The organism is Paenibacillus sp. GCM10027630 (assembly GCF_042676305.1).
In the GTDB taxonomy this organism is placed as follows: domain Bacteria; phylum Bacillota; class Bacilli; order Paenibacillales; family NBRC-103111; genus Paenibacillus_S.
In genome coordinates this window covers 206,680-219,059 of the sequence record NZ_JBHTGY010000057.1, presented here as the reverse complement: position 1 = coordinate 219,059, position 12,380 = coordinate 206,680, and the positions used below count along the sequence as shown (strand labels likewise).

General features: G+C 45.8%; 11 protein-coding genes. All 11 read right to left on the bottom strand.

Annotated elements, in window-relative coordinates; translation table 11 throughout:
* Positions 1 to 20: 20 nt before the first annotated feature.
* The 11 genes from ACFQ0C_RS28780 to ACFQ0C_RS28730 all read right to left on the bottom strand — a co-directional run bounded on the left by ACFQ0C_RS28780 (position 21) and on the right by ACFQ0C_RS28730 (position 12,365).
* The gene (locus tag ACFQ0C_RS28780; protein WP_379371817.1) at positions 21 to 1,256 is read right to left on the bottom strand and encodes an argininosuccinate synthase; all 1,236 of its coding nucleotides are present in this window, start codon (positions 1,254 to 1,256) and stop codon (positions 21 to 23) included.
* 40 nt (positions 1,257 to 1,296) lie between these two features.
* Positions 1,297 to 2,256, bottom strand: coding sequence for an ornithine carbamoyltransferase (gene argF, locus ACFQ0C_RS28775; protein WP_258214010.1), 960 nt, complete (start codon positions 2,254 to 2,256; stop codon positions 1,297 to 1,299).
* 137 nt (positions 2,257 to 2,393) lie between these two features.
* Positions 2,394 to 3,584, bottom strand: coding sequence for an acetylornithine transaminase (locus tag ACFQ0C_RS28770; protein ID WP_379371815.1), 1,191 nt, complete (start codon positions 3,582 to 3,584; stop codon positions 2,394 to 2,396).
* 23 nt (positions 3,585 to 3,607) lie between these two features.
* Positions 3,608 to 4,399: an acetylglutamate kinase gene (gene argB, locus ACFQ0C_RS28765; protein WP_258214008.1), complete on the bottom strand. Its 792-nt coding sequence runs from the start codon at positions 4,397 to 4,399 to the stop codon at positions 3,608 to 3,610.
* 578 nt (positions 4,400 to 4,977) lie between these two features.
* Positions 4,978 to 6,219, bottom strand: coding sequence for a bifunctional glutamate N-acetyltransferase/amino-acid acetyltransferase ArgJ (gene argJ / locus ACFQ0C_RS28760; protein ID WP_379371812.1), 1,242 nt, complete (start codon positions 6,217 to 6,219; stop codon positions 4,978 to 4,980).
* A 75-nt stretch (positions 6,220 to 6,294) separates the two neighbouring features.
* The gene (gene argC, locus ACFQ0C_RS28755) at positions 6,295 to 7,344 is read right to left on the bottom strand and encodes an N-acetyl-gamma-glutamyl-phosphate reductase (RefSeq protein ID WP_379371810.1); all 1,050 of its coding nucleotides are present in this window, start codon (positions 7,342 to 7,344) and stop codon (positions 6,295 to 6,297) included.
* A gap of 244 nt (positions 7,345 to 7,588) precedes the next feature.
* Positions 7,589 to 8,572, bottom strand: coding sequence for a copper amine oxidase N-terminal domain-containing protein (locus tag ACFQ0C_RS28750; RefSeq protein WP_379371808.1), 984 nt, complete (start codon positions 8,570 to 8,572; stop codon positions 7,589 to 7,591).
* A gap of 310 nt (positions 8,573 to 8,882) precedes the next feature.
* The gene (locus ACFQ0C_RS28745; protein ID WP_379371806.1) at positions 8,883 to 9,638 is read right to left on the bottom strand and encodes a hypothetical protein; all 756 of its coding nucleotides are present in this window, start codon (positions 9,636 to 9,638) and stop codon (positions 8,883 to 8,885) included.
* Positions 9,639 to 9,695: 57 nt separating this feature from the next.
* Entirely contained in the window at positions 9,696 to 10,925 is a 1,230-nt protein-coding gene (locus tag ACFQ0C_RS28740; RefSeq protein WP_379371804.1) for an ABC transporter permease, read from the bottom strand.
* Positions 10,922 to 11,608 (bottom strand): ABC transporter ATP-binding protein, encoded by a 687-nt coding sequence (locus ACFQ0C_RS28735; RefSeq protein WP_379371802.1) that lies wholly within the window; start codon positions 11,606 to 11,608, stop codon positions 10,922 to 10,924. Before ACFQ0C_RS28735 ends, ACFQ0C_RS28740 begins: the two co-directional genes overlap by 4 nt.
* A 70-nt stretch (positions 11,609 to 11,678) precedes the next feature.
* Positions 11,679 to 12,365 carry a hypothetical protein gene (locus ACFQ0C_RS28730; protein WP_379371800.1) on the bottom strand — a complete coding sequence of 229 codons (687 nt, stop codon included), beginning with the start codon at positions 12,363 to 12,365 and terminating at the stop codon, positions 11,679 to 11,681.
* Positions 12,366 to 12,380 lie beyond the last annotated feature (15 nt).

Here is a 12,380-nt window from a genome sequence, read left to right as displayed (position 1 = left end):
GCAGTAGCGCATTTCATTGCTTATTTCGCGTTTTGCTGTACCCCGGAGGATACTTTAAGGCGCAGCGCGTTCAAACGGATGAACCCTGTAGCATCACCTTGGTTGTAAGCTTGTGTCGGGTCCGCTTCCATTGTCGCAATGTTCGGATTGTACAAGCTAACAGGGCTTTGTACGCCTGCTCCGATTACATTGCCTTTGTACAGCTTCAAACGCACCGTACCGGTAACGTTTTTCTGGCTCTCCGTTACCAGAGCTTGAACAGCCAAACGTTCTGGCGCGAACCAGAAGCCGTTGTACACCAACGTAGCATAGCGGGAGATCAAGGAATCACGCAGACTCATAACCTCACGGTCCATGGTCAATGACTCCATTTTGCGGTGAGCTGTGAACAAAATCGTTCCACCCGGAGTTTCGTACACGCCGCGGCTCTTCATGCCGACAAAACGGTTTTCAACCATATCAACACGGCCTACACCGTGCTTGCCGCCCAACTCGTTCAAGCGATCCATAACCTGCAGCGGCTCCATGCGGTCACCGTTCAGACCAACGCAATTCCCTTGCTCAAAATTAAGCTCTACATACTCAGCTTGGTCAGGAGCATCCTCGGGATCAACGCTCAGCACGAACATGTCCTTGTTATCCGTTGCGCTTGGATCAAACCACGGATCCTCCAGCATGCCGCTCTCAAAGCTGATATGAAGCAGGTTGCGGTCTGTCGAATACGGCTTGGAAGCAGATGCGGTTACCGGAATGCCGTGCTTTTCCGCATAAGCGATCATTTCCGCACGTCCCGGGAACGACTCGCGGAACTCATCCAAACGCCAAGGAGCAATAACCTCCAGCTCAGGAGCCAAAGCAGCTGCTGTCAGCTCGAAGCGAACTTGGTCATTTCCTTTGCCTGTAGCGCCGTGAGCGATTGCAGTAGCGCCTTCCAAGCGAGCAATTTCAACCATACGCTTAGCAATAAGTGGACGAGCTATACTCGTGCCGAGCAAATATTGCCCTTCATAGAGAGCGCCTGCTTGAAACATCGGGTAGATGAAATCTTTAGCAAACTCCTCTTGAAGATCGTCGATGTAAATTTTGGAAGCACCGGTAGCCAGAGCTTTTTCTTCCAGTCCGTCCAGCTCATCTCTTTGTCCGATATCTGCCGTGAATGCGATGATTTCCGCATCATAGGTTTCTTTTAACCATTTTAAAATAACCGATGTATCCAAACCGCCTGAATAGGCGAGTACGATTTTTTGCTTTGCCATTTTACTGGTCTCCTTTTAGTCTGAAATAATCCCGAATAACTTACATAATTGCTGCCATGATAGCCTTTTGAGCATGCAGACGGTTCTCAGCTTGGTCGAAAATAATTGAATTCGGACCATCAATGACGCCCTCGCTCACTTCTTCACCGCGATGTGCAGGCAAACAATGCATGAACAGATAATCTTTTTTCGCCAGCTTCACCAGCTCTTCGTTTACTTGGAAGTTCTGGAATGCGAGCTCGCGATCCTTCTGCTCTTCTTCAAAGCCCATGCTCGCCCACACATCCGTGTAGACAACATCCGCACCTTCGATAGCTTCTTTAGGATCATAACCCACGTAGAGCTTAGCCCCATTCTGATTCGCAACATCCTGCGTCGATTGGATAATCCGCTTATCCGGTTCATAACCTTGTGGCGATGCCACAGCAAAATCAATTCCAAGCTTCGCAGCACCCATCATCAAGGAATGCACCATGTTATTGCCATCCCCGATGTAAGCTACCTTCAGCCCGCGCAAACGTCCTTTATGCTCCAGAATCGTCTGGTAATCCGCCAAAGCTTGGCATGGATGGGAACGCTCAGTCAAGCCATTAATAACAGGAATTGTCGCCCCTCTAGCCAGATCAATGACCTTGCGATGAGCATGGGTGCGAATCATAATGCCGTCCAAATAACGGGACATGGTTTGAGCAGTATCATAAACTGTCTCGCCTCGACCCAGCTGCAGATCATTTTTGCTTAAAAATAAAGCCTGACCTCCAAGCTGATACATTCCCACTTCGAACGAAACACGTGTACGCGTTGAGGATTTCTCAAAAATCATACCGAGCGTCTTCCCCTTAAGTGGATGGTACGTCTCGCCCGCTTTCAACTTGCTTTTCAGCTCAATGGCCAAATCGATCAAATACTGAAGCTCCTCTGTCGAAAAATCGGACATTCCGAGGAAGTCTCTGCCTTTAAGTTCAACAGCCAGCTGCTGCTTTGTTTCCGTTTCTGCCAATAGTCTCGCCCCTTTCGCCCTACGTGAATATCCTTCATGCTGCTGTTACGTCTTTCAAGGAGAATGACTACCCACTGCTGCACGAATGAGATATTCATCCGGGATTTTTATCTGGTCATTCTTGCTCCTAAAGTTCCTTATACCGCAGCGGCAGCTTGCTTGCTTAACACCGCGCAAACTACTTCTAATCCACGGTCTATATCTTCCTTGGCAATTACAAGGCTTGGCGCTAATCTAATGACGTTCGGGCCTGCTGATACAACAAGTACGCCCTGTTCTTGAATCACAGTGATCAGATCGGCTACAGGCTGGGTGCACTCAATTCCAATCAACATTCCTAAGCCGCGTACTTCCTTAACCAACGGATTACCCGCTAATTTAGCGTTTAATGTGCTCACGATATATCCACCCAGCTCTTCAGCGCGCTGCGGCAGCTTCTCTTCAAGCATTGTCTCCATAGTAGCAATTCCAGCCGCTGTAGACAAATAGTTGCCGCCAAAGGTGGAGCCGTGGCTACCCGCTGAAAAAGCTTGACGAAGCTTCTCTTTACCAAGCATTGCGCCGATCGGCATACCACTGCCAAGACCTTTTGCCAATGTAAAAATGTCCGGCTCAATGCCAAAATTTTCGTAGGCGAACATTTTTCCAGTACGACCTATACCTGTCTGAATTTCATCGACAATCAGCAGCAAACCGCGTTGCTCGCAAAGCTCTGCCACCTTCTGTATAAAAGCAGGCTCGGCCGGTATAACGCCGCCTTCTCCCTGCACCATTTCGATCATAATTGCGCATGTTTTCGAGCTGATCATCTTCTCCAAAGCTTCCGCATCATTATAAGGCGCGTATACAAAGCCTTCAGGTAGAGGTGCAAAGCCTTCCTTCACCTTATCCTGCCCCGTTGCTGTCAATGTCGCCAAAGTCCGTCCATGGAAAGATTGGTGGAATGTGATGATTTCGTATTGATCGGGCTTGCCGACAATTTTTTGAAAATAACGACGCGCTAATTTGATAGCCGCTTCATTCGCTTCAGCCCCGCTGTTGCAGAAAAACACCGCGTCTCCACAGCTGTTATCTGTCAGAAGCTTAGCGAGCTTTTCCTGATTCGGAATATGAAAAAGGTTGCTCGTATGCCAGAGCGTATCCACCTGCTCTTTTAAGCGTTCTGTAACCTGCTTGGGAGCATGGCCCAGATTAGTAACGGCTAGTCCGCACATGAGGTCTAAGTATTCTTTACCATTCTCATCCCACAACCGGCTGCCTTCCCCTTTAACGAACGCCAACGCATAACGGCCATAATTCGGAAACAGTGAGCTAGCTCCCTCTCCCATGCTTGAATCACTCCTTATTATAATTATTTCACAATGCGTGTGCCGATCGCTGCGCCTTTGATAACCCGGCTCAGCACCTCCGGCTCCGCCCCGTTCACTATGATCACTTCACGCACCTTGCCTTGAATGCATTGTACAGCTGCACGAACCTTCGGTATCATTCCGCCGTAGATTTCACCGCTCTCGATCATTTCATCAATCTCCTGAACGGTTACAGAGGATAAAACCTTCTTCTCCCCATTAACGGTCTTCATAATGCCTGGAACATCCGTTACCACAATCATTCGCTCCACGCCTAATTGCGAAGCAACCGCTCCCGCTGCCGTATCTGCATTAATGTTATAACGCTGTCCGCCGTCAGTCCCCAAACCAATTGGCGCAATGACCGGCATATAGCCCATCTTGATAATACCTTGAACCAGCTCCGCATTCACTCCTGTTACGTCGCCTACAAGACCTACTTCGTGGGCATTTGGTACCGGCTCCGCTTGAATAAGATGCCCATCCACACCGGATAAACCAAGAGCCTTCGCACCCGACAGCTGTATTTTACGCACGATCTCTTTGTTAATCTGGCCTGCTAGCACCATTTCAACCACATCGAGCACGGCTTCATTCGTTTTGCGCAAACCATTAACAAACTCCGTCTCGATCCCCAGCTTGGCAAGCGTTTCGGATATTGCCGGGCCGCCTCCATGCACAATAACCGGTATAATAGCTTCATCCTGCAGCCGTTTCATATCACTGAAAAAAGAATCCGGAAGCGCGGCCAGCGTACTGCCGCCGCATTTCATGACGAAACACATGGCACTCATCTTTTTTACCCCCACCCAAACCCTCCCCGCCGGGAGGGCCCCAAGGGCTCCGCCCTCTGGACACCCGCCATGTTGGGGAGGGAGATTTGTTTGATGCTACTCATGTTCCCCCACCCAAGCCCTCCCCGCCGGGAGGGTTCCAAGGGCTCCGCCCTCTGGACACCCGCTAGGTTGGGGTGGGAGACTTGTTTGATGCTGCTAAGATACTTTAACAGGTACCAGCCGCTTTCGTCCCTTCGGGACACGCTCTACATTAGGTGCTCCTGCATAGAAATCCTATTTAACTGGAATTTTTGCAGCTAATTCAGCCTTAACATCGTTAATAAGGAGATTAACTGGAAAAGCTCCATCAAAATGTAGCATTCATTATAAAAAACACCGTAAAGGACTGTATTAGCTGGAGGATTTCCCGTTATTTATGGTATTGATCCCAAATGTCCCACTATTAACGGGAGATTTTCCTGCTAAACATGCGAAAGAAATGGGTCGTTTACTTTCTTCGAGTTCTCGTTTGTGTTAAGCCTTCCAATCCTTATAACCTTTATATAGAAGCTATTGCTACCCTATCCTTACCCGTCTTAAGTCCGGTAAGCAGCGTTGATACGCACATAATCATAAGTTAAGTCGCAACCCCAAGCCGTAGCCGACTCGCTACCCATGTTAAGATTGACCACAATCTGAACCAGCTCGCCCTTCAAGTAGGCAGCTGCGCGTTCCTCATCGAACTTCACAGGCCGCGATTGCTCGAGAACCACGTTATCGCCTAAGCGGATATCGACAGTCTCGGTGTTAACCGGCTGACCGGAACGGCCAACCGCCGCAATAATGCGGCCCCAGTTCGCATCAGCGCCGAAGCAAGCAGTCTTCACCAGGCTTGAGCCGATAACCGTCTTCGCGATGGCACGAGCCGCTTCCTGTGAAGCAGCGCCTAGCACGCTTACTTCGATCAGCTTCGTTGCGCCCTCGCCATCACGTGCAATGGCTTTCGCCAAATATTCGCCGACATATTTAAAGCCCTCTTCGAACGCCGCCCAATCCGGATGCTCCGGAGTTAGGCTGTCATTGCCGGCCAAGCCGCTGGCCATCACTACAACCATATCGTTGGTGCTTGTGTCGCCATCGACTGTAATCATATTGAACGTTGAGTCCGTTACGCCGTTCAACAGCTTTTGCAGCTGAGCGCTCTCAATGTTCGCGTCCGTTGTCATAAAACCAAGCATGGTCGCCATGTTAGGATGGATCATGCCTGAGCCCTTGGCCGCCCCAGCGATATGTACGGTCTTCCCACCAATGGTCAGACGTACGCAAGTCATCTTCTGCACGAGGTCGGTCGTCAAAATCGCTTGGCAGAAGTCTTCTCCGCCATCTACTTTCACCTGCGTCGGCAGCTTATCAATGCCGCCCAACACCTTGGGCATCGGCAGTAGCTCGCCGATCACGCCTGTCGACGTCACGCCGACGTGGTGCTCCGCTACGCCAAAAGCTTCCGCTGCCGCGGTACGCATGATGCGCGCATCGTCTTCGCCCTGCTGGCCGGTGCACGCGTTGGCGTTGCCGCTGTTGACCAGCATCGCTTGCAGCTTGCCGTCTACAGCGATGCTCTCCTGCGTCACGCGCAGCGGTGCCGCCTGAAATGAATTCAGCGTGTACACGCCCGCTGCCTGCGCTGGAACCTCACATACGATCACTCCGAGATCGAATCGGTTCGTCTTCTTCAACCCGCAGTGCAGTCCCCCTGCACGAAAGCCTATTGGCGTGGTGATTGTACCTTCCGGTACAACCGTAAATTGATCCTTCACCTTCATCTTCTCCTCACCCATTAGAAGTTGTTTAAAAAGTTTTTATCGCTTTTTGAAAGCTGCCTTTTTAAACATACGCCGTTGCATCTATATTATTTAAGGATATACCGGAGTGAAAGCCAATCCGGCTCCTTCGTCCCAGCCCATCATCAGATTCAAGTTTTGAACCGCTTGACCGGCAGCACCTTTTACTACGTTATCGATTACTGAAATTACAGTTAAACGCCCTGTACGCTCATCCAACGAAACACCGATATCACAATAGTTGGAGCCCCATACCTCTTTCGTAGCAGGCCATTTCCCCTTTGAACGAATCCGTACAAACCGGCGTCCTTCATAATATTGCTTGAACATCTCCAGAATTTCATCCTCTGTATGCTTCTCCTTCAGATTAACATACATCGTCGATAAAATCCCCCGAGTCATAGGCACCAAATGTGTCGTAAAAGTGACCACCACTTCTTCCCCAGCTACACGACTCAGCACTTGCTCAATTTCAGGTGTATGCTGGTGTTTATTTACTTTATAAGCCGATAAGTTCTCGTTAACCTCCGAATAATGAGAGGACAGATTTAAACCTCTACCCGCTCCGGATACGCCTGTTTTCGAATCAATGATAATGGATGACAAATCAGCCCAACCATTGCTTATGAGCGGTACTAAACCGAGCAGCGTTGCAGTCGGGAAGCAGCCTGGATTGGAAATAAAATCTGAGCCCCGTACTTCATCGGCAAAAACCTCCGACAACCCATACACCGCTTTCTCCACATATGCAGGATCTGCCGCTTTATGTTTATACCATTTCTCGTAAACCTCACCTGATTGCAAACGAAAATCCCCTGATATATCGATGACCTTCAAGCCTGCGTCCAACAGTTTAGGAGCCAATTCAATAGCAACGCCATGAGGAGCCGCTATAAATACAACATCCGCTTTCTGCTTAATCTCATCAATATCGATGCCATCCAGCTTATCCAGCATAATTTGATTCAAATGCGGGTATCCATCCGCTATAGGCGCTCCAGCACTCGACGAGGAAATCACCGATGTGATCTCGACATTAGGGTGTGACAGCAGCAGCCGAATCAGCTCGACCCCACCATACCCCGTTGATCCGATAATTGCCGCTCTTAATTTTGTAGACATATCCGTTCCCTCCACATGCAAACTATGTATTATTATACATTTAAAAGCATAATAATTCAATTAAGTTTTAACTATATTTGATGCTGCTTTTTGTGCAATTTCTTATATTATATACAAAATGTCCCTATATAAGAAAAGTTTTTAATCCAGGTTCTTCTGATGAAATTGCATTCAATTTTAGGGGTTGCTGATCTTACCCTTAACAAAGTAAAGAGCCCCGAGAAAAGGGCCCTTGCCTACCGTTTTATTTACCGTATTTCTTTAAAAGCGCCATATATGCATCCGCTTGAACCTGGTCAAAATGAGCTTGATAGCTATTCAAAACAGATTCACTTATTCCCAAGCTCCTACCCTCGCTCAGAATACTTTTGAACTGAGTCGTGCATCCACTTACTTTTTTCGAGGCTTCACTTATCGCAGTTTCCTTGTCGATAGTTTTATTAAGATATTGATCTAACACAGCCTGCAATTCCGCACTGCAGCTATTTTCCAAAGCTCTCAGCTTGCCTTCAATTTGAGCTTCAGCAACTGGGTTGGACGAACCGCCTGATGAGCTACCGCCTCGGCTTCCACCACCGCCTCCTCCTCCGCCACCACCAGTGACTACAGGTGTAGTTACTGTCGTATCATCTGGCTTAGCCGGCTCTGGTTCTGTCTTAGGGCCTTCTTGTGTTTTTGCTGAGACTGTATATGTTTTCGCATCCCACTCTATCTTTTTCCCTACCGATTCAGAGAAAAAACGCAGCGGCACGTACAATGAACCCTCATATATGAATCCTGGCAGATCAGCACCAATCTCTTTACTTTTACCATCAAATATGTAATTGACTTTCTCTTTATAAGCCGCAATTTGTGTCGAGTTTAAACTAGATGTATCTGCGGGTTGGCTAGAGACAGCACCATGTACCTTTGTATTTACATTGTAATCGTTGATGGATACGAGATCTGTCGTACTCGGCTCTTCCACTGTGACCGTGTAGGTATCTCCATCCCAACGAACCGCTTTTTTAAGAGAATACGAGATAAACCTTAATGGCACATAAGTGCTGCCTTCATAAATAAAGCCCTTTTGATCAGCATGCGGTGCGAACACATCATTATCTATCACGAATTGCAAAGGAGCATAATATACCTCGATCGGAGTTGGAGTTTGCTCTGCATAAACCGGACTTACCGCTCCTAACAAAAGCATAGTTGATGCGCACCATAATTTCATTTTACGAAACACTTTAATTCCCCCTCATAATTATAAAAATAACAAAACAAACCATAAAAAACAGCAAATACATGTTATACTAGTACTATTAACCTATTGAATTTTGCGACAAGGAGCTGAAAACATGCCATTACTCACACTCAAACGTATATGGACCCCATTAGAACTATTTGGCACACAATTGTTATACGATCCCGAAGAAAAGCAATGGTATATCAAAAAACGCCGGAAACCTTTGAAAAAGATTGGCTAAGGATTATTTTACCACCCTAATTACTTGATGCCAATCTATCTATTACTTTAGTACTAAGGTATCTATCTATTATTTTACGAGCTGGCTTTTGGCTTGCTCTGTAAAACTCTCTCTTGCCTTATCCACTTCTGTATAAAATGTAGCTCTGAACTCGTTCACACTATCCGTTGACAAATTTTTCTCAAGAAGCTCATTTTTCATTTGAAGCAGGATCTGATTAAGCTTGGCTTGTGATTCTTCATGCAAGGCCCCTATTTGCTGAGAATAACTGTTAAATATCTCCGTATTGGATTGTCCGCTTTTCTTCGCTTGTGTCGCTTGATTCAACTGTGTCTGCAATTTACCCACATAATAATCTTTAAGCTGCAGAAGCTGACCGTTATATTTGCCTTTAACTGTTTCTACAGTTACCGCGGCGCTATCCTCTTGCTTCACAGGCTGTGCCTGACTTCCTTCGGACGGAGCTTCAGGCTTATTCCGTGTATTACTTTCGTCGGTCTTTTCGACTTTATTCTTCTCTTCTTGCAGTTTCGACATCGTTTCCTTTTGCTTATTGGCCTCCGGCTCTGTAAGAGTAGGAGTTTTCTCCGCATCTGCAGCCTTGCCGTTATTAGTTGATGTATTAGTAGACACAGGAGGAGTTCCATCCGTTTGCTTCAACTCTGATGGAGGGGCTGGAACAGTTGTCGGTGCCGCTGATTCTACTTTCCCTTTTGACTCACCTGGTGGTTGTTGTGATAATTCGGAAGGCTTAGACTTGTCATAGCAGCCAGTAATAACAAGAAGGCCGACAATCATGGTTGCTATAAAATATGGTTTCTTCATGATGTCCCCTCCTTAAGTTTATTGCTTTTGAAAAACCTGCCCTCTAACCATAAGCCTTTACTCATACCGCAATGCATCTATTGGTTTAATTCTCAATGCTTTTATCGCAGGTGAAATGCCGAATAGAATCCCTAGAACGACTGAGAACAACAAACACCATAGAATCATTTCCAATGGAAATTTTGCTGATAGTACAGGGAAGAAGCTGTGAAGGAGTCGCAATAGCCCGTATGAACCGGCTAATCCAAGGACGCATCCCAAGACACTGATATACGTCGCTTCCATAAGGAACTGCAGCAGTATATCCCACCATCTGGCGCCTACCGCTTTGCGAATTCCAATTTCGCGGGTACGTTCCTTAACTGTAAGCAGCATTACGTTCATAATGCCGATTCCTCCGACTAGGAAGGAAACTCCGGTGATTCCTACTGCTATGGCTGTGACTAGGTCGGCGATGGTGTTGATGATATTTATAGCCCCGTCGGCGGCTAGCAAGCCGAAGTCCTGAATGCCCCCATGGTTAGGAATCATTACATTAGCTATCTTATCTCTTAGAGTATCCAATGGTCCTGTTGATTGAAATGCAAAGAATATCATTGAAGCATTCTTGAGATTCGCGGAATTAGAAACCATCGGGTAGCCTGTATAGGCGCGCTCATCAAAGTTAAACCCAATAAGCTGTTTTCCCCTTAATACCCCAATTACTGTAAAATCAATCCCCTTGATTTTTACCTTTTGATCTAAGGCACTCTTATTCTCAAACAGCAGTTGCTTTACTGTTTGTCCAAGTACGATTACCGGTACTTCATCTTTATTTTCTTCTTCTGTAAAGAACCTTCCCTCCTCCAACTGTAGGGAAAACATGCCTAAATAGTCAGGAGTAGTACCTGTATACATCGTCTCTACACTTTTACTAGCCCAAGTCATATGGGTAACTGTTTCAATTTGAGGTGCTGCTCCTACTACCTCCGGTAGCTTCTCCTTTACATCTATAGCATCCTTATAAGTAAGGGTACTCGTAACAGAGGCAAATGATAAGAGACTCGATAAGTTCGCCTGGCTTATGGTTTTGCCGCTATTCAACAGCTTGCCCGGTGCTGCAATAATTTGCTGTACGCCAACACTCTCTACTTGCCCTACAAGACTACTTTTGAAATTGTAAAGAACCGACAATAAGAATACTATAAGCAAAGTACTAATCATAATACCCAGAACAGCAAGCCATGTGCGAGTAGGATAGCTCCATAAGCCTCGCATGGATATGATTAAAGCTCGAAGGGGTCTCAAAACACTTCAACTCCCTTCATGGATTGCGCCCAACAACCATTTTTTAAAATTAGAATCCGTTTGCCTACTTGTGCCACTTCAGGATCGTGGGTTACTAAGACGATAGTTTTCCCCTTAGAGTTTAAAGATTTGAAGATGTCGAGTATTTCATCCTTCGACTCTGAATCCAAATTCCCACTAGGTTCATCGATCAACAGGAGATCGGGATCATTTATAATGGCTCTAGCTATTGCAATCTTCTGCTTCTGGCCTCCCGATAAATTAATTATCGGTTCTTTCGCCTTATGGACCATGCCTACTTGCTCCAGAGCTTTTTCAATCCTACGGGTTCTTTCTTTTTTATTATATGTAGAATAGAGGAGAGGAACTTCCACATTATCTTTTACACTTAACCGTGGAATCAACATGAAGGATTGAAATACAAACCCTAGTCTTTGATTTCTAAAATCCGCCAGTTGTCTTCCATTCAACCTTCGTATATTGAATCCTTCAAATAGGTATTCTCCCGATGTTTGAACATCAAGTGACCCCAATATATTCATAAGTGAAGATTTCCCTGAACCGGATGGACCCATAATTGATACGAATTCGCCCTTTGCGATAGATAAATCAATATTTCGAAGTATGGGTATATTAAGCCCCGCTTCTAGTACTTCTTTAGATATATTCTTTAATTCTATCAAAAGTTTCATCCCCTCCCACATGTTCTGTTTGCTATCAGGCCGCCTGTGTTGGAGAATTGTTCTTATGGAATTATTTCGAATCCTTATACCTTTCACCCTGACTCAAACCATATTTAGCAGCTATTGATATTAGCTGATTATATTCATTTTCTGTAAGTTTTTTCAAAAACAGTTTTTTTGCTTCACCTTTTTCATCATCAGTTATACCATCAGCTGATATTTTCATGAAATAATTAATATCTTCTGCGCTTAGTTTCTTTAATAACACACTTATAACAACTGCCTTCTCCTTAACTGACATACTTTCTTGTGCTTCTTTAGTTTTTTGTAGCGATATATCCGATATGTACTCCTCCTTTTGATCTGTGCCTTCAATCCCTTTTTCACCGTTAATCTTCGCTTTATCAACATTCTCTTCTAGCGAAGTTTTTAGACTGCCAGCAACTTTTTGCTTAGTCTCTACACGTGGTGATAGGCTTTGATTCGTATTTGTAGTCGCGTCTTGCGGTATGTTCGTCTGTTGTTGGGACTGAGCTTTTGTAGGCTTATCATTTATTTGTTGGTTTTCCGATTGTATAGATAGATTAGTCCCTTGCTGCTCAGTGCCAATGTTTTTAGTTTCGATGCCTATTCTAGGTGAAATTGATTTTAATATGTAATTTACGGACTGATCTAGCACCACGAGGACAACCAAAGTAATTAATAAAAGTACTGCTACCGACCCAAGTAATACTTTTTTAATTTTCTTGTGTTTCACCGTGCACCTCCAACC